The following is an 18,367-nucleotide window of genomic DNA, read 5'->3' as shown; positions in this document are numbered from 1 at the left end:
ACCCGCCCCGCGCCCCCTTCTAGCGTCCGCCCCACTGTTTTCGGGGAGGAGCACGCACGATGACCGTGCATTTCTGCGTTCATGACGAGGGCGATTCCGCCGGTGTCGTGGTCGTCGAGGGGATCAAGGCCGGCCAGACGTTGAATGGCTGGATCATGGACCAGGACCGGATGATCGAGTTCCCGGCCAAGTCCGACATCCCGATCGGCCACAAGGTCGCCATCAAGGCGATCGCCAAGGGCGACACCATCATCAAGTACGGGGTGGATATCGGGAAGGCGGTGGCCGATATCGGCGCCGGCGAGCACCTGCACGTGCACAACGTCAAGACGAAGCGGTGGTGAGATGGGCATCGACCTGAAGAGCGCCACCTTCGAAGGCTGGCGCCGCGACAATGGCCGCATGGGCGTGCGCAACCATGTGCTGATCCTGCCGGTGGACGACATCTCCAACGCCGCGGCCGAGGGTGTGGCGCGCAACATCCAGGGCACGCTGGCGATCCCGCATGCCTATGGGCGGTTGCAGTTCGGCGCCGACCTCGACCTGCATTTCCGCACCATCATCGGCACCGGGTGCAACCCGAATGTCGCGGCGGTGGTGGTGATCGGGATCGAGCTCGGCTGGGCGTCGAAGGTGGCGGAGGGCATCGCCAAGACCGGCAAGCCCGTCGAGTTCTTCGCGATCGAGCAGAATGGCGACATCAACACCATCGCGGCCGCCTCGCGCGCGGCCTATCGCATGGTGAAGTATGCCACCGCGCTGAAGAAGACCCGCGCGCCGATGGTGGACCTTTGGGTCTCCACCAAGTGCGGTGAATCCGACACCACGAGCGGCCTGGCCTCCTGCCCCACCGTCGGCGATTCCTTCGACAAGCTCTGGGCCAACGGCAATACGCTGGTCTTCGGCGAGACGACGGAACTGACGGGTGGCGAACACCTGGTCGCGGCGCGCTGCAAGACGCCGGAGATCCGCGCCGAATTCATGCGGATGTTCGACCGCTACCAGGCGATCGTCGAGAAGAACAAGACCTCCGACCTGTCGGACAGCCAGCCCACCAAGGGCAATATCGAAGGTGGGCTGACCACCATCGAGGAGAAGGCGCTCGGCAACATCCAGAAGATCGGCAAGAAGTGCACGGTCGATGGCGTGCTGGACAAGGCCGAGGAACCGACGCATCCGGGGCTGTGGTTCATGGATTCGTCCTCCGCGGCGGCCGAGATGGTGACGCTGTGCGCCGCCTCGGGCTTCGCGGTGCACACCTTCCCGACCGGGCAGGGCAACGTGATCGGCAACCCCATCGTGCCGGTCATCAAGCTGACGGCGAACCCGCGCACCATGCGGACCATGTCCGAGCATGTGGACGTGGACGTCACCGGCCTGCTGCAGAAGCGGATGAACATGGACGAGGCCGGCGAGGCGCTGATCGAGAGCATCATCCGCACCGCGGACGGGCAGCACACGGCGGCCGAGATCCTCGGCCACCGCGAATACAGCCTGACGCGGCTCTACGAGAGCGCCTGAGCGCGCAGTGACCTGCGGCACGGCGAATCGGCGCCGTGCCGCTACCGGCGCCCTTGCGCGCGCGGCTATGCTCCCGACGACATCCGGGAGATCGACCGATCATGGCGAAGAAGCCCGCTGCCGACGCCGCCGCGCCGCCGGCGCCGACCTTCATCTACGACAACGTCCCGCCGAATCCCGCCAGCACGCCGCTGCACTTCCATCTTGGCCTGTGCATGGCCGGCGCGGTCTCGGCCGGCGCCTATACCGCCGGGGTGCTCGACTTCCTGATCGAGGCGATGGACGCCTGGCAGGCAGCGAAGGACGCGCGGCAGGCGGTGCCGGGGCACCATGTCCATCTCTCGGCGCTGTCGGGCGCCTCGGCGGGCGGGATGTGCGCGGCGATCCTGCTCGCCGTGCTCGACCGCGACTTTCCACCGGCGCGCGACCCTGATTCCTGCAAACTGAATCCGCTCTGGCAGGCCTGGGTGGAACAGCCGCGCATCGAGGACCTGCTCGACCTGTCGGATCGCGGCCCGGGGCGGCCGCTGACGTCCCTGCTGAATGTCGGAGTGCTGCGCAGGATCGTGGACGGCGTGCTGGCGGGCACGCCGCGCGCGACACGCCGGGCCTGGGTCAATCCCTCCCTGCCGCTCGCGCTGTCGGTGGGCAACCTGCGCGGCGTGCCCTACGGGATGGTGCTCGGCGGGGCGGCGGAGACGGCCGTGCAGGCGAGGCACCGCATGCGCATGCATGCCGACTGGGTCGGCTTCGTCCGTGGGGCGGCGCAGCCGCGCTTCGGGGACATGGTGGAACTCGGCTCGCCCTCGGCGCCGGATATCCAGGCCTGGCAGGATCTCGGGCTGGCGGCGCTCGCCTCCGGCGCCTTTCCGCTGGCCCTCGAAGCCCGCCTCCTGGCCCGCAGCGGCGGGGACTACGCGAAGCGCCAGGTGCTGGTGCCGGGCGACGGGCATCCGTGCTCCATGCACCGCCTGCCGCGGGTCGCGCACCTCAGTCCCGACTGGCCCGGCCGCGATGCGCCGGACCCCTATCGCTTCCTGGCCGTCGATGGCGGGGTGTTCGACAATGAGCCGCTCGACCTGTGCCGCGCCCTGCTGGTGGACAAGCCGGGCCAGCGCCTGGTGCGCGACGGCCTGCATGTCGACCGCAGCGTGCTGATGATCGACCCGTTTCCCGACGAGGTCGGCGCCGGGCCGGACAAGCCCGTGCCGCTGCATCGGCTGATCATGCCGCTGATCGATGCGTGGAAGATGCAGTGCCGCTTCGGCGCGACCGACATCGCCCTCGCGCGGGCACCGGATGTCTTCAGCCGCGTGATGATTTTCCCCTCCCGCGGCAGTGACGATCACGTGGCCACCGGCGGGCCTCTCGCCTCGGGTGGGCTCGGCGCCTTCCTCGGCTTCCTGCATCGCGACTTCCGCGCGCATGATTTCCAGCTCGGGCGGCGCAACTGCCAGTCCTTCCTGGCCAAGCACCTGGCGCTCCCGGCGCGCAACCCGCTGTTCGAACCCCGGTACCGCGCAACCCCCCCGACGGATCCCTACGCCGAGGCCCGCGCCAAGGTCTGGAGCGACGTCACGAAGGGGCGCTCGGAACTTGCCGATTTCCGCCCGGTCGTTCCGCTGGTGGGCGACTGCGCGACGCCCCTGCCGCTGCCCGCCTGGCCGAAGGGCAGGTTCGATCCGGAAGCGCTGCGGGCACGCATCCGCCGGCGGCTCGATGCCGTGGTGCAGGACGTCCTGCGCGACTCCGGGCTGGGGATGGGCTGGTGGCTGGTCGCGAACGGCGTCTGGCGCGCCAAGGCCGGCGGGGTCGAGCAGGCGGCGGTCTCGGCGATCCGCGGTGCGCTCGCGCAGAAGAACCTCGACTGACCCCGCGGGCGATTTCCCCGCGTGAGCGATCCGCGATAGCCTCGCGCCCAACACAAAGCACGGGAGGCTGCCGCCATGTTCCGTCGTCGCCAACTGCTCGCCGCCCCTGCCGCGCTGCTGCCCGCGGCCGCGCGCGCGCAGGCACCCTTCCCCGACCGCGCCGTGCGCTACGTCGTGCCGTTCCCGCCGGGTGGCCTCACGGACATCATGGCGCGCCTGGTCGGGCAGAAGCTGTCGGAGATCTGGTCGCGCCCCGTGGTCATCGAGAACCGCGCCGGCGGGAATGCGCTGATCGGCGCCGACGCCGTGGCGAAGGCCGCGCCCGATGGCCATACGCTGCTCGCGATCACCATGACGCATACGGTGAACGCCACGCTGTTCCCGAACGCGCCCTATGATTTCCGTCGCGACCTTGCGGTCGTCAGCGTGCTCGGGTCGCTGCCGCTGGTGGTGGTGGTGAATGCCGAACGCAATCCCGCCCGCACGCTGGCCGACCTGGTGCAGCAGGCCAAGACCAGGCGGCTGAACGGCGGGACCTCGGGCAACGGGTCGCCGCCGCATCTCGGGCTCGAATTGCTGCGCCGCGCGGCGGGGGCCGGCGACAACATCACCCACGTGCCCTATCGCGGCGGCGCGCCGTCGGTCACCGACCTCGCGGCCGGCAACCTTGATGTGATGGTGTCGAACCTGCCCGAATGCATCGCGCAGATCCAGGGCGGGCGGCTGCGCGCGCTGGCGGTCACCTCGGCGGGACGCCACCCGCTGATCCCGGAGGTGCCGACCGTCCGGGAAGCCGGCCAGCCGACGCTGGAGATGACCAACTGGACCGCCATGATGGTGCCCGCCGGCGTGCCGGCGCCGATCCTGGCGAAGATCGAGGCCGACACGCTCGCCGCCATCCGCGACGCCGATGTCGGCCGCCGCGCACGCGATGGCGGCTTCACGGTGGAAGCGTGGGATCGTGCCCGCTCGACGCCCTTCGTCGCGGAAGAAACCGCGCGCTGGGCGCGTTTGATCCAGGAGACGGGGATGCGCGCGGACTGATGCGACTGACACTGAACGAAGCCGAGACCCTCGCGCGCATCGCGCTCGCGGTCGCCGGGGCCAGCCCTGCCATGGCCGCCGCCACGGCCCGTGCGCTGGCCGCTGCCGAAGCGGCCGGCCAGGCCGGCCATGGCTTGTCGCGCGTGCCGCAATACGCCGCCTTCCTGCGCAATGGCCGCGCCGACGGGGCCGCCGTGCCGCGCATCGTCAATGAACGCGGCGGCGCGGTGCTGGTCGATGCGCGCCATGGCCTTGCCTATGCGGCCCTGGCCCTGGCGGAATCCGAGGCCGCCTGGCGCGCGCGGGCGCATGGCGTCGCCATCGCCGGCGTGACGAATTCGCACCATTCCGGCGCGATGGGGCTGCCGGTCGCGCGGCTGGCGCAGCAGGGGCTGGTCGCGCTGGCCTTCACCAATTCGCCGGCCGCCATGCCGGTGCCGGGCGGGCGGCGACCCCTGATGGGCACCAACCCGGTCGCCGCCGCCTTCCCGCGCCGGGGCGCGGCGCCGCTGGTGATCGACATGGCGCTGTCCGAGGTCGCGCGCGGCAAGATCATGGTGGCGGCGAAGGAAGGCCGCGCGATCCCCGAGGGCTGGGCGCTGGACGCCGAAGGCCGCCCGACCACCGATCCGCAGGCCGCGCTGTCGGGCGCCATGCTGGCGATGGGCGGGGCCAAGGGCGCGCTGCTCGCGATGGTGGTGGAACTGCTGTGCTGCGCCCTGACCGGCGCTGCCTTCGGCTTCGAGGCCGACAGCTTCTTCACCGATGACGGCAACCGCCCGCGCCTGGGCCAGGCGCTGCTCGTGGTGGACCCCGGCGCATTGGCCGGCGCCCAGGCCTTCGCCGACCGCATCGAGGCCTTCGTCGCCGCCATGGCCGCCGAGGATGGCGTGCGCCTGCCCGGCAGCCGGCGCGACGCGCTGTCGGCGGCCGCGGCGGACCAGGGCGTCGAGATCCCCGACGCGCTGCACCGCCGCCTGCTCGACCTCGCCGCGGCGTGACGCGCCCGGCCGATCTCGACCGGCATTGCGGCACGGCAGCAGTCGCCGCCGTCTTCGCCCGCCGCCCGCAGGACGTGATGCGCCTGTTCCACACCGCGGAGCGGCGCCGCGAGGCGGGGCCGCATTGCGCCATCCTGGCCCGCCAGCGCCACCCCTATCGCGAGGTCGTGGCGGCCGACCTCGCGCGCATTGCCGGCACGCAGCACCATGGCGGCATCGTTGCCCTGGCACTGCCGCGCGCGGTCCCGGCGATCGACCCGCGCGCCCTGCCCGAGGCGCTGCGCGCCTCACGCGTGACGCCGGTGCTGGATGGCATCGGCAATCCGCACAACCTCGGCGCCATCGCGCGCTCCGCCGCCTTCTTCGGCTGCCGCGCGCTGGTGCTGTCGGGGGATCCGCGCCAGGCGGGCCTGTCCGACGCCGCCTTCCGCACCGCCGAGGGCGGGCTTGAGGCGCTGGAGGTATTGCGCGCCGGCGATCTGCCGCTGCTGCTGCGCGCCTTGCCGCCAGGCATCCTCAGCGTCGCGGCGGTCGCCCACGGCGGCGTGCCGCCATCCGCCGTGCCGCGCGGCGCGCCGGTTGCGCTGGTGCTGGGCAACGAGGAAGCCGGGCTCGCCGCCCCCACCATCGCCGCCTGCGCGCTGCGCGTGACCTTGCCGACGGCCGGGCCGGTCGAGAGCCTGAATGTCTCGGTGGCCGCCGCGGTGCTGATCCACGCCTTGTCCGCCTGACCAGGAAGGGCTTGCCCTGGCGGCCTGGACAGGTGCAATGCCGCGGATGGACGGAACCCTGGCAAAGCCCGCGGCAGCGCGCCTCGACATCCTGGACGAGCCCGGCGGGCGCGTGCTGCGCCTGGCCGGTCGGCTCGATGTGACGGAAGCGGGGCGGCTTTGGCCGGTGGCGATGGCAGCGGCCGCGCAGGGGCCCGTCGCGGCGATCGACCTGGGTGGCCTTGAATTCCTCGATTCAGCCGGGGCGGTGATGCTGGTCGAAGCCGCCCCGCAGGCCGAGATGCGCGGCGCCGCAGCCGAGGTCGCGGCCGTGCTGGACCGCACGCGCCGCGCGCTCGCGACCGTGCCGCCGCCGCCCGAGGCGCCGCCCTGGCGGCCGATCACCGCGATCGGCCGTGCCACGGTCGGCCGCGGGCGCGACGCGCTGGCGGGCATCGCCTTCCTGGGTGAGGCGGTGGTCACCATCGGCCGCGTGCTGGCGCGCCCGCGCCTGCTGCGCTGGTCCGACCTGCTGCGCCACCTGGACGAAGTCGGCACCCGCGCCTTTCCGTTGACGCTTCTGCTGGGCTTCCTGATCGGCGTGATCCTTGCCTACCAGTCGTCGATCCCTCTGCGCCGCTTCGGGGCGGAAGTCTTCGTGCCGAACCTGGTCGGCATATCACTTCTGCGCGAACTCGGCCCGCTGCTGGCCGGCGTGGTGCTGGCCGGGCGCACCGGGTCGGCCTTCGCCGCCGAACTGGGCACCATGACCGTGAACGAGGAAGTGGACGCGCTGAAGATCATGGGCATCGACCCGACGGCGATGCTGGTATTGCCGCGGCTGGCGGCGGCCACGCTGGTCATGCCGGTGCTGGCGCTGCTGATGTCGCTGGCGGGGCTGGCGGGCATGACGCTGATCATGAACACGCTCGGCTACCCCTGGGCGGCGGTGCAGGGGCAGTTGCAGCAGTGGCTGTCGCTGGGGGACCTGGCGGGCGGGCTGTTCAAGGCGGCGTGTTTCGGGCTGGTAATCGCGGGCATCGGCTGCCGCGCGGGGCTGTCGGCCGGGCGCGGGCCGCGCGCGGTGGGCGATGCGGCGACGGCGGCGGTGGTGGGCGGCATCGTCGCCATCGTGGCGATGGATGGCGTCTTCGCCGTGCTGTTCTTCCGGCTGGGGATCTGAGCGTGTCCGATGGTCGGAGGGCCGAAGGGCCCGGAGAGCTGAATCGGCCGCGCGAGACAAGCGAGCCCGATGGTCGCAGGGCCGAAGGGCCCGGAGAGCTGAATCGGCCGCGCGAGACAAGCGAGCCCGATGGTCGGAGGGCCGAAGGGCCCGGAGAGCTGAATCGGTCGCGCGAGACAAGCGAGCCCGATGGTCGGAGGGCCGAAGGGCCCGGAGAGCTGAATCGGTCGCGCGAGACAAGCGCGCCCGATGGTCGGAGGGCCGAAGGGCCCGGAGAGCCGGATCGGCCGCGCCCGGCAAGCCCGCCCGAGCAGGTGCAGCCGGTCATCCGCGCGGAAGACCTCGCCGTCGCCTTCGGCGGGCGCACCATCTTCAAGGACGTGTCCTTCGAGGTGAAGCGCGGCGAGATCTTCGTCATCCTGGGCGGGTCGGGCTGCGGCAAGTCGACGCTGCTGAAGGCGCTGATCGGGCTGGTGCCGCTCGCCGCCGGCCATGCCTGGCTGCTGGGCGAGGAACTGGCCGATGCCGACGATCAGGCCCGTCGCGCGTTGTTGCAGCGCATCGGTGTCATGTGGCAGTCCGGCGCGCTGTTCGGGAGCATGACCCTGGCCGAGAACGTCGAATTGCCGATCGAGGAACACACCAGACTGCCGCGCCCCGCGCGCGAGGCGCTGGCGCGCTCCAAGCTCGGCCTGGTGGGCCTGGGCGATGCCGCGTCGCGCCTGCCGGCGGAAATCTCGGGCGGCATGGCCAAGCGTGCGGGAATCGCGCGGGCGATGGCGCTCGACCCGCCGTTGCTGTTCCTCGATGAGCCCGGGGCGGGGCTCGATCCCATCACCTCGGCGGGCCTCGACAAGCTGATCCAGGAGATCGCGCGCGACACCGGCACCACCTTCGTGGTCGTGACGCACGAACTGCAATCCATCCTCGCGATCGGCGACCGCTGCATCATGCTCGACAAGCAGGCCCAGGGCATCATCGCACAGGGCGACCCGCGCAAGCTGCGCGACGACAGCGACCACCCGACGGTGCGCGCCTTCTTCCGGCGCGAGGCCGCCTGAGATGGCCCGGACGGGACGCTCCCTCTATTTCCGGGTCGGCGCGCTGGTCGTCGTCGGCGCGGCCCTCGCGGTCGGCTTCGTGCTGTTCCTGACCTCCGGCACATTGCGCGGCGAGCAGACCATCTTCGAGACCTACGTGCCGGAATCGGTGGCCGGCCTCGATGTCGGCGCCGCGGTGCGCTTCCGCGGCGTTCCGGTCGGGCGCGTGACGGAACTCGGCCTTGTCTCGGTGGTCTATGGCGCGGTGCCGCGCAACCCCGAGGACACCACGGCGCGGCTGGTGCTCGTGCGCTTCGCGGTGGATCCCGAACGCTACGGGCGCAGCAATGTCGATGCCGCGGTGCGTGCCGGGCTGCGCGTGCGCGTCGCATCCGCCGGCGTCACCGGGCTGGCGTACCTGGAAGTCGACTTCGTGCCCGACCCGTCGCGCTTTCCCTCCATCGAGGTGCCCTGGACGCCGCGCTTCCCGGTCATACCCTCCATGCCATCCACCATCACCCAGGTCACCACGGCGGCGGAGCGCGTGATGACGCAGCTCGCCGATCTCGACCTGCGGACGCTGATCGGCGCGGCGACCGAGCTTGTCGAGGGGCTGCGCGACCAGGTCGGCGGCCAGGGCGACCTGGGCACGACGCTGCGCGAGGCCGCGGCCACCATGGCGGCGTTGCGCAGCGCGATCGAGGGCGCGGACCTGGCGGCCACCGTGCGCGAACTGCGCGTGGCGGCGGCGAGCATCAGCGGCGCGGGCCAGTCCGCCGAGGCGCTGCTGTCCAGCCCCGAGATCACCGGCGCGGCGGCGAGCATCGGCCAGGCGGCGAACGACCTGCGCGCATCGGTCGCGCGGCTGCCCGCGGTGATCGCCTCGCTGGAGCTGGCATTGCGCACGGTGCGCGGCACCACCGGCGATGCGCAGGCCGAACTGGGTCCGTTGCTGCGCGACCTGCGCGCCACCGCATCGAGCCTGCGCGACACGGCGGAGCAGCTGCGCCGCAGCCCGTCGCAATCGCTGTTCGGCGCGCCGCCACCACCACCGCCCCGGGATCGCCGCTGATGATGCATCGCCGCCTGCTGCTGGTCGTGCCGCTGCTCGCCGGGTGTTCGGTCCTGCCGGACCGGCCCTATGTCGAGACGCGGCGGTTTCCGCTGGAGCCGCGCCGCCCGCCCGGCGCCGAGGGCGCCGCGCGGCGCAGCCTGCTGGTGCGCACCATCCGCGCCGGCGCGGGGATGGAGACGCGCAACCTGCGCACCATCCGCCCCGACGGCACCGAGAACCTGGATTTCTATGCCGAGTGGGCGGCCCCGCCGGCCGAGGCGGCGGAACAGGCCCTGCGTCGCTGGCTGATCGATGCACGGCTGTTCGCCGCGATCCTCGCACCCGGGTCGCGCGTGACGCCGGACTACGTGCTCGAGGGCGAGATCACGCAGCTCGCCGCCGTGCAGGGCGAAGGGCGCGCGCGCGCGGAACTGACGCTGCTGCTGGTAGATGAGCGCAACGGCAGCCGGCTGGTCGGGCAGATGGTGAGCAGCGGCACGGCGCCGCTGGCCTCCGGCACGGCGGCGCCGACGCCGGACCAGGCGGCCGAGGCGATGGGCGCGGCGCTGGGCAGCGCGCTGTCCTCCCTGGAACAGGCGCTGCGGCGCTTCACCTGAAGCGGCGCTACTCCGCCGCCTTGGCGGGCGCCGGGCCGGCCTTCCAGGAATAGGCGTAGTCGCCCCATTCGACACTGTGCGCGGCCTCGCCGATCTCGAGCGCATCGCGCGTGTCGAGCATCACGGCGTATTCGTCGGTGGCGGGCTTCTTCGGCGTGAAGGCATTGCCCAGCGCCTTGGGGTGCGGCCCGTGGGTGAAGCCGCAGGGATGCAGCGTCATCATGCCCGCATGGATGTTGTCGCGCGAGAAGAAGTCGCCCGCGTGGTAGAACAGCACCTCGTCGTAGTCGTCGTTGTTGTGGAAGAAGGGCACCTTCAGCGCGCCGGGATCGGTCTCGAACGGACGCGGGCAGAAGGTGCAGATGACGAAGCGGTTCGCCACGAAGGTGGTGTGGGCGCTCGGCGGCAGGTGATAGCGGTGGGACATCAGCGGGCGGATGTCCTCGATATTGAGGCGCACCGGTGACAGGTCGCCATGCCAGCCCACCGCATCCAGCGGATTGAACGGATAGGTCACGGTCGAGATCGCGTTGCGCCGCTTGATGCGCACCGCCCAGTCGCCCTGCGCCTGGTCGCGGAAGGCGTCGTCCAGCTTCGGCGTGGCGAGGATGGCGGGATCGAACACCGCGTGCTTGCCGACCATGCCGCGATCGGGGAGCTGGTAGGTGGAGCCCGTCGCCTCGATCAGCAGCGCGACCGTCGGCGCGGCGCATTCCATGCGCCACATGGTCGATCGCGGCAGCACCACGTAGTCGCCGGTGCGGAAGGGCAGCCGGCCGTAGTCGCAGAAGATGTCGCCGGCACCTTGGTGGATGAACAGCAATTCGTCGCCGTCGCCGTTGCGCGCCAGGTGGTCCATGCGCGCCGGCGCGCGCCACAGGCGCAGGCGGACCGAGGCGTTGAACAGGATGTCCGGCGCGTCCCAGGGCGATGCGTGCTCGGCGTTGACCTTGGCCAGGTCGAAGGCGCGCGGGCGCAGCGGACCCTCCCACGAGGTCCAGCCGGTCGGCGGGTGGCGGTGATGCATGTGGGTCGCCGGGCCGAAGAAGCCTTCCTTGCCCAGTTCGCGTTCGAAGGTGCCGTCGGGCAGGTCGGCATGGGCCTGGCGGGAGGTCAGCCCCTCGCTGCGGGGGAAGGGGATGTATTGCCGCGTCATCGCGAGGCCTCCGGCGCTGGACGTGACCGACAAATTGGTTTCATATGGAACCAATGTCAAGCTTCGACCTCGATGCCTTCCTGCCGTATCGGCTGTCGGTGACCTCCAACCTGGTGTCGCGGCTGTTCGCGCGGCGCTACGCCGACGAATTCGGCCTGACCATCGCCGAATGGCGGGTGATGGCCGTGGTGGGGGCGGATGGCAGGGCCAGCGCGGTCGCGGTGCGCGCGCGCACGGGCATGGACAAGGCGAAGGTCAGCCGCGCCGTTGCCGGGCTGCTGGCGCGGCGGCTGGTGAAGCGGGTGGCGCATCGCGGCGACCGGCGGCTGGAACCGCTGGCCCTGACGCCATCGGGCCGCGCCACCTTCGACGCCATCGTGCCTCGTGCCCGCGCGCTGGAGGCGGAACTCGCCGACGGCCTGCCCGAGGACCAACGCGCTGCCCTGGACGCAGCGTTGCGCCATATCGCCACCCGCGCCGCCGCGCTGGATGCCGAAGCGGGCGGCGGCCCGGACTGAAGAGCTTCGCAGGGAATCGGTCGCGGGCGGTTGGCGCGGATGCCCGGCCTCGGCTAGCCTCAGCGGCGGAACGGACGGGCGCCCTGCCCGGCAATCGAGGAGGAGCGCACCATGCTCATGCGACGCCTGGCCACCGCCGCAGCCGCGGCTTTCCTGGCGCTGGGCGGGCTTTCCGCCCCGGCCGAGGCGCAGACCGGCGACCCGTCCTTCAACCTGGTCAACCGCAGCAGCCGCACGATCTACGAGGCCTACGCCTCGCCCTCATCGGACAGCAATTGGGGCCAGGACAGGCTCGGCAACAACGTGGTGCCGGCGGGCCGGTCCTTCGTGGTCCGCCTGCCGCAGGGCGAATGCATGTACGACGTGCGCGTGGTCTATGACCGCGCCGGCGGCCCGGCCGAGGAACGCCGCAACCTGAACCTGTGCAACGTGACCGACCTGCCCTTCGACGGCAGCCAGGCGCGCCAGGGCGGGGCGCAGCAGCCCCCCCAGGCGCAGCAGCGCCCGCAGGGTCCGCCGCCGTCCGCCGGCGGGCCGACCGGCAACCCGTCCTTCAACCTGGTGAACCAGGGGCGGCAGACGGTGATGCAGGTCTTCGCCTCGCTCGCCACCGACCAGAACTGGGGCCCGGATCGCCTCGGCGCGGATACCGTGGCGCCCGGCGCTGTCTACGCCATCCGCCTGCCGGAAGGCCCCTGCATGTATGACATCCGCTTCGTCTACGACAGCGGCCAGCCGCAGGAACGCCGCAATGTGAACCTGTGCGAGGTCACCAACGTGACCGTGCCGCTGCAGTAGCCGCCGGCGCGCCGCAGAAAGGGCGGCCCCCGCGAGGGAGCCGCCCGTTTTCATGCCCGGAGGCTTGGCGCAGATCGCGTTCAGATGGAATCATCTGAACGCGTGAAGATGCCCTGAAAACAACAGGCAAGAGCCTGCGAAGTGAGCACGAGCGAACGCAGCATCCTCTAGGCCGCGCGCGCGGCCGCGAGCGCCTTCCACACCGTTTCCGGCGTCGCCGGCATGTCGATGCTGGCCACGCCCGCATCGGCCAGCGCATCGACCAGCGCATTGATCACGGCGGGCGGCGACCCCACCGCGCCGGCCTCGCCCGCGCCCTTCACGCCCATCGGGTTGGTCTCGCAGAGCACCTCGATCAGGTCGACGTCGATCGACGGCAGGTCGTCGGCGCGCGGCAGGGCGTAGTCCATGAAGGATGCCGAGAGCAGCTGCCCGCTGTCGCCATCGAAGGCGGTCCGTTCCATCAGCGCCTGGCCGATGCCCTGGGTGACGCCGCCATGCACCTGGCCGCGCACGATCAGCGGGTTCAGCGCATGGCCGACATCGTCCACCACGATGTAGCGCGGGATGTTCACGATGCCGGTCTCGGGGTCGACCTCGACCTCGGCCACGTGGCAGCCATTGGGGAAGGTGTGCGCCTTGATCTCGGCGGTTTCCTGGGCGTCGAGCAGCGTCGCCTCGATCCCGGCGGCGGCGCGCCTGCGCTGGGCCGCCGCCAGTTCCATGATGCCGACCGACCGGTCCGTGCCGGCGACGGTGAAGCCGCCCGCGCGCGGCGCGAATTCGATGTCGGCGACGGACGCCTCCAGGTGCTCCGACGCCGCCTGCTTGCCTTTCTCGACCACGCTCGCCGTGGTCACCAGGATGGCCTGGCCTTCGGAATACAGGCTGCGTGCGCCGCCGGTGCCGCCGCCATCGGGCAGCGTGTCGGAATCGCCCTGCTTGATCCGCACCTTGTCGATCGGCACGCCAAGCTCGTGGCTGGTCATCATGGCATAGGCGGTCTCGTGCCCCTGCCCGGTCGACTGCGTGCCGACATAGACATCGACGTAGCCGTCATCGGTGAACTTCACCGCGGCGTTCTCGGTCGGCCCGCCGCCGGTGGCTTCCAGGTAGTAGGCGAGGCCGATGCCGCGCTTCTTCCCCCGCTTCGCAGCCTCGGCGCGGCGGGCCGGGAAGCCGGCCCAGTCGATGTTCGCCAGCGCGCTGTCCATCAGCTTGGCGAATTCGCCGGAATCGTAGCGCTGCCCCATCGCGGAGACGTAGGGCATCGCGCTGGACGGAACCATGTTGCGCCGGCGGATCTCGATGCGGTCGATGCCCACTTCGCGCGCCGCGGTATCGATCAGGCGTTCGACCAGGTAGTTGCTCTCGGGCCGCCCGGCGCCGCGATAGGCATCGACCGGCACGGTGTTGGTCACCACGCCGATCACCTGCGCGTGGATCGCCTGGAAATCATACACGCTGGCCAGCACCTTGGTGCCCGCCCCGGTCGGGATGAACGGCGCGAAGGTGTTCAGGTAGGCGCCCATGCCGGCCCAGTTCTTGGTGCGCAGCGCGAGGAACCTGCCATCCTTGTCGAGCGCCAATTCGCCGATGGTGATGTTGTCGCGGCCATGGGTGTCGGACTGGAAGGCCTCGGTCCGCTCCGACGCCCATTTCACCGCGCGCTTCAGTTCGCGCGCGGCGAAGCAGGTCAGCACGTGCTCGGGGTACAGGAACAGCTTCATCCCGAAGCCGCCGCCGACATCGGGCGTGACCACGCGGAAGCTGTCCTTGGGCACCTTGAAGATGGCGTCCGCCAGGATGTTGCGCACCAGCCAGGAGCCCTGGGTATTGGTGGACAGCGTCCAGTGGCTTTTCGCCGCGTCGTAATCCGCCAGCGCGGCGCGCGCCTCCATCGAGGCCACCACAACGCGGTTGTTGACCACGCGCAGCCGCGTGACATGCGCGGCGGACTTGATCAGCGCATCGGTCTTGGCGGCGTCGCCGACATGCCAGTCGAAGCAGGTGTTGTTGGGCGCGCTATCCCAGACCTGCGGCTGGCCGGGGTTGGTCGCCGTGGCCAGGTCGGTCGCGGCCGGCAGGATGTCGTAGTCGACGACGATCGCCTCGGCGGCGTCGCGCGCCTGGCCGATCGTCTCGGCCACCACGAAGGCGACCGGGTCGCCGACATGGCGCACCATGCCTTCGGCCAATGCGCGGCGCGGCGTCTCGGAGCAGGGCTTGCCGTCCACGGACTTCACCGGCGCCAGGCAGGGCATGTGGCCGAGGCCGGCGGCCGCCAGGTCCGCCCCGGTCCAGACGCCGAGCACGCCTGGCATCGCCTTGGCGGCGGCGGTGTCCATGGCGGTGATGCGGGCATGCGCGTGCGGGCTGCGCAGCACATGGCCCTGCGCCTGGCCCGGCACCGCCATGTCGTCGGTGTAGCTGCCGCCGCCCTTGAGCAGGCGCGGGTCCTCGACGCGGCGGATGGATTGGCTGAGGCCGAACTTCGCCATGCCCTGGGTCTCCCTTCGAATGCTGCCTGCCATCATCTGCGATGCAGGGCGCGTATGGGAAGGGGGGCGGCGCGCGCCAAGTCCGCGCCCCTGGGTGTTTTGTCGTCCCCCGGGCAGCGGGCGGCGGCGTTACGGCCGCCTGGCCTTCGCGCCATGCGTTGGTGCGGTCCGCGCCGTGCGCTTCGGCGGCTCCGCTGTCTCAGGCCCCCTCGGCCGGCGCCTTGCCGCCCACCATCCGCTTCGTGCGCTCCCGCATGGACTGGAACACGACATAGAGCATCGGGATCACGAACACGCCGATCACCGCCGCGCCGATCATGCCGCCGAACACCGCCGTGCCGACCCCGCGCCGCGACAGCATCGCCGCACCCGAGGCAAAGACCAGCGGCACCAGGCCCAGGATGAAGGCGATCGAGGTCATCATCACCGCGCGGAAGCGCAGCCGCGCGCCCATGATGGCGGCGTCGCGGATCGACAGCCCTTCCTCGCGCTTTTCCTTGGCGAATTCCACGATCAGGATGCCGTTCTTCGCCGCCAGCGCGATCAGCACCACCAGGCCGATCTGCGCGTAGATATCCAGCGGCATGTTCGCCACCCACAGGGCGCCGAAGGCCGACAGCACGCCGACCGCGACCGACAGCAGCACGGGTATCGGAATGACCCAGGATTCGTACAGCGCGACCAGGAACAGGTAGGCGAACATCACCGCCAGCGCGAGGATGATGGCCGTCTGGCCCGAGGCCAGCTTCTCCTGGTAGGCCGTGCCGGTCCATTCATACCCGTAGCCGGGCGGCAGCACGCGGGCCGACAGGCTTTCCATCGCCGCCAGCGCATCGCCCGACGACACGCCCGGCCGCGGCGCGCCATTGATCGAGATGGCGCGGTAGTTGTTGTAGCGGAAGATGGTCTGCGGCCCGATGCGCGTCTGCACGTCTGCCACGGCGCGCAGCGGCACCATCTCCCCGCGCGCGTTGCGCACATGGATGCGCCAGATGCTCTCGATATCGCGCCGGTCGGCGGCCTCGGCCTGCAGGTTCACCTGCCAGGTCCGCCCGAACAGGTTGAAGTCGTTGACGTAGAAGCCGCCCAGCGTCGCCTGCAGCGTGGCGAACACGTCCGATATGCGCAGCCCCAACGCCTGCGCCTTCTCGCGGTCCAGGTCGAGGAACAGCGTCGGGTTGGTGGCGTTGAAGGTGGAGAATACCGCGGTGAGCCGCGGGTCCTGGTTGGCCGCCACGATCAGCCCGAGCATGGTGGCCCCGAGCTCGGCCGGCGGCCGCCCTTCGTAGTCCTGCAGGATGTACTCGAAGCCGCCGCCGGTGCCCAGGCCGATGATCGGCGGCAGGTTGAAAGCGAAGACATTCGCCGTGCGCACCGCCTGCCCGGCGCCGAACACCCGACCGATCGCCGCCTGCACAGACATCGATGCTTCGGTGCGGTCGGCGAAGGGCTTCAGCCGCGCCACCATGAAGGCCGAATTGGACTGCGCCCCGCCGTCGATCAACGAGAAGCCGACGATCGCCAGCGTGCCCTGCACCGAGGGGATCTGCTTCAAAATCTCCTCGACCTGGATCACCGCCTCGCGCGTGCGGGACACGGAAGCGCCCTGCGGCAGCTGCACCTGCACGAAGAAGGCGCCCTGGTCCTCCTGCGGCAGGAAGCCCGATGGCGTGATCTTCGACATCTCCCAGATGCCGAAGAAGAAGCCGCCGGTCAGCACGATGGACAGCATCGACACGCGCACCAGCCGCGTGACGACGCCCGCATAGCGGTCGCGCACCCAGTCGATGCCGCGCAGCCAGCGCCCCATGATGCCCGGCCGGTGCCCGCCCGCATGGGCGTGCGGGCGCAGGAACACCGCGCACAAGGCGGGCGAGAGCGTCAGCGCATTGATCGCGCTGATCACCATGGCCGCGCTGATGGTGACCGCGAATTGCCGGAACAGCTCGCCTGACAGGCCGGGGATGAAGCCGATCGGCACGAAGACCGACAGCAGCACCAGCGTGATGGCGATGATCGGCGCGGTGATCTGCGCCATCGCCTTCTTGGTGGCTTCGGCGGGCGTGAGGTGGGGTTCCTCCTCCATCACCCGCTCGACGTTCTCGACCACCACGATGGCGTCGTCCACCACGATGCCGATGGCGAGCACCATCGCCAGCAGCGAGATGGTGTTCGCCGAATAGCCGAGTGCCAGCAGGATCACGAAGGACCCGATCAGGCTGACCGGTACCGCCACGGTCGGGATGATGGTGGCGCGCATGTTCCCCAGGAACAGGAACACCACGATCACCACCAGGATGAAGGCCTCGACCAGCGTCTTGATGACCTCGTGGATCGTGTCGTTCACGAAGTCCGAGGTGTCGAAGAAGACACGGTGGTTCACGCCCTCGGGGTAGCGCGTGCGCATGTCGGCCAGCGTGCGCCGCACGTTCTCCGCCGCCGTCACCGCATTGGCGCCGGGCTGGAGGTAGACGCCGAAAGTCACCGCCGGCTTGCCGTCGAAGCGGCTCTCGGTGTCCATGCTGGCGGCGCCGAGTTCCACGCGCGCCACGTCGCGCACGCGCAGCACCGACCCATCGGCATTGGCGCGGATCAGCACCTCGCCGAATTCTTCCGGCGTGCTCAATCGCCCGCGGGTCTCCAGGTTGATCTGGAACTGCTGGTCGTCGGGGATCGGCCGCCCGCCCAGCCGCCCGACCGGCGCCTGCACGTTCTGCGCCTGGATCGCCGCCACCACGTCCGATGGCGTGAGGTTCAGGCTGATCAGCCGGTCCACCTCGAACCAGATACGCATGGAATAATCCATCGCGCCGAACAGGCTGACCTGCCCCACCCCCTGCACGCGCGCCAGCCGGTCCACGATGTTGATGGTGGCGTAGTTCGACAGGAAGATCGGCGTATGCGCGCCGCTTTCCGAATACAGGAAGATGAACTGCAGCACCGCGGAGGACTGCTTGCGCACCGTCACGCCCTGGCGTTGCACCTCCTGCGGCAGGCGCGCCAGCGCGGCCTGCACGCGATTGTTCACATTGACGGTCGCGAGGTCCGGATTGGTGCCCAGCTGAAAGGACACATTCAGGCTGTAGGACCCGTCATTGGCGCTGTTGGACCGCATGTAGATCATGCGGTCCACGCCATTCACGCTGGCCTCGATGACCTGCGCCACGGTCTGCTCGATGACGGTGGCCGAGGCACCCGGGAAGCGCGTGGTGACCGAGACCTGCGGCGGCACGATGTCCGGCAGCTGGGAAACCGGGATGCGCATCATCGCCAGCGCGCCCGCCAGCGCGGTGACGATGGCGATGACGATCGCGAAGCGCGGACGGTCGACAAAGACGGCGGAGAGCACGCGC

At 70.7% G+C, this 18,367-nt stretch carries 15 protein-coding genes; 12 read left to right on the top strand and 3 right to left on the bottom strand.

The features are described from left to right. Window positions 1-59: 59 nt before the first annotated feature. From LQ222_RS12750 to LQ222_RS12705, 10 genes are all read left to right on the top strand, one after another. A complete protein-coding gene (locus LQ222_RS12750; protein ID WP_230166838.1) occupies window positions 60-344 on the top strand; it encodes a UxaA family hydrolase in 285 nt (94 codons plus the stop codon). A gap of 1 nt (window position 345) precedes the next feature. Beyond that, entirely contained in the window at window positions 346-1,521 is a 1,176-nt protein-coding gene (locus LQ222_RS12745) for a UxaA family hydrolase (protein WP_305800016.1), read from the top strand. 101 nt (window positions 1,522-1,622) lie between these two features. Beyond that, a complete protein-coding gene (locus tag LQ222_RS12740) occupies window positions 1,623-3,392 on the top strand; it encodes a patatin-like phospholipase family protein (protein WP_230166837.1) in 1,770 nt (589 codons plus the stop codon). A 75-nt stretch (window positions 3,393-3,467) separates the two neighbouring features. Further along, the gene (locus LQ222_RS12735) at window positions 3,468-4,436 is read left to right on the top strand and encodes a tripartite tricarboxylate transporter substrate binding protein (RefSeq protein WP_230166836.1); all 969 of its coding nucleotides are present in this window, start codon (window positions 3,468-3,470) and stop codon (window positions 4,434-4,436) included. Then, a complete protein-coding gene (locus LQ222_RS12730) occupies window positions 4,436-5,437 on the top strand; it encodes an Ldh family oxidoreductase (RefSeq protein WP_230166834.1) in 1,002 nt (333 codons plus the stop codon). Before LQ222_RS12735 ends, LQ222_RS12730 begins: the two co-directional genes overlap by 1 nt. After that, a complete protein-coding gene (locus LQ222_RS12725) occupies window positions 5,434-6,168 on the top strand; it encodes an RNA methyltransferase (protein ID WP_230166833.1) in 735 nt (244 codons plus the stop codon). The genes LQ222_RS12730 and LQ222_RS12725 overlap by 4 nt, the downstream gene beginning before the upstream one ends. 46 nt (window positions 6,169-6,214) lie before the next feature. Further along, entirely contained in the window at window positions 6,215-7,330 is a 1,116-nt protein-coding gene (locus tag LQ222_RS12720; RefSeq protein ID WP_230166832.1) for an ABC transporter permease, read from the top strand. A gap of 314 nt (window positions 7,331-7,644) precedes the next feature. After that, window positions 7,645-8,391 carry an ABC transporter ATP-binding protein gene (locus LQ222_RS12715; RefSeq protein ID WP_230166831.1) on the top strand — a complete coding sequence of 249 codons (747 nt, stop codon included), beginning with the start codon at window positions 7,645-7,647 and terminating at the stop codon, window positions 8,389-8,391. A gap of 1 nt (window position 8,392) precedes the next feature. Further along, window positions 8,393-9,442, top strand: a complete 1,050-nt coding sequence (locus tag LQ222_RS12710; protein ID WP_230166830.1) for an MlaD family protein — start codon at window positions 8,393-8,395, stop codon at window positions 9,440-9,442. Continuing rightward, window positions 9,442-10,041 (top strand): ABC-type transport auxiliary lipoprotein family protein, encoded by a 600-nt coding sequence (locus LQ222_RS12705; RefSeq protein ID WP_230166829.1) that lies wholly within the window; start codon window positions 9,442-9,444, stop codon window positions 10,039-10,041. Before LQ222_RS12710 ends, LQ222_RS12705 begins: the two co-directional genes overlap by 1 nt. Before the next feature lie 7 nt (window positions 10,042-10,048). Here the strand turns inward: LQ222_RS12705 and LQ222_RS12700 are convergent, their stop codons facing one another. After that, entirely contained in the window at window positions 10,049-11,197 is a 1,149-nt protein-coding gene (locus tag LQ222_RS12700) for a homogentisate 1,2-dioxygenase (protein WP_230166828.1), read from the bottom strand. A gap of 53 nt (window positions 11,198-11,250) precedes the next feature. Between LQ222_RS12700 and LQ222_RS12695 the strand changes: the two genes are divergently transcribed. Beyond that, complete coding sequence (locus tag LQ222_RS12695) at window positions 11,251-11,715, top strand: MarR family winged helix-turn-helix transcriptional regulator (RefSeq protein WP_230166827.1); 465 nt, start codon at window positions 11,251-11,253, stop codon at window positions 11,713-11,715. A gap of 111 nt (window positions 11,716-11,826) precedes the next feature. Then, on the top strand, window positions 11,827-12,513 hold the full coding sequence (locus tag LQ222_RS12690; RefSeq protein ID WP_230166826.1) for a hypothetical protein: 687 nt from the start codon (window positions 11,827-11,829) through the stop codon (window positions 12,511-12,513). Window positions 12,514-12,680: 167 nt separating this feature from the next. Here the strand turns inward: LQ222_RS12690 and LQ222_RS12685 are convergent, their stop codons facing one another. Beyond that, window positions 12,681-15,014 carry a xanthine dehydrogenase family protein molybdopterin-binding subunit gene (locus tag LQ222_RS12685; RefSeq protein WP_230166825.1) on the bottom strand — a complete coding sequence of 778 codons (2,334 nt, stop codon included), beginning with the start codon at window positions 15,012-15,014 and terminating at the stop codon, window positions 12,681-12,683. 199 nt (window positions 15,015-15,213) lie between these two features. After that, window positions 15,214-18,363 carry an efflux RND transporter permease subunit gene (locus LQ222_RS12680; RefSeq protein WP_230166824.1) on the bottom strand — a complete coding sequence of 1,050 codons (3,150 nt, stop codon included), beginning with the start codon at window positions 18,361-18,363 and terminating at the stop codon, window positions 15,214-15,216. Window positions 18,364-18,367: the final 4 nt, after the last annotated feature.

Source organism: Roseomonas sp. CECT 9278 (assembly GCF_918698155.1).
GTDB lineage: Bacteria > Pseudomonadota > Alphaproteobacteria > Acetobacterales > Acetobacteraceae > Neoroseomonas.
The sequence above is the reverse complement of the archived record's forward strand: the minus strand, read 5'-3'. Positions and strand labels throughout refer to the sequence as shown.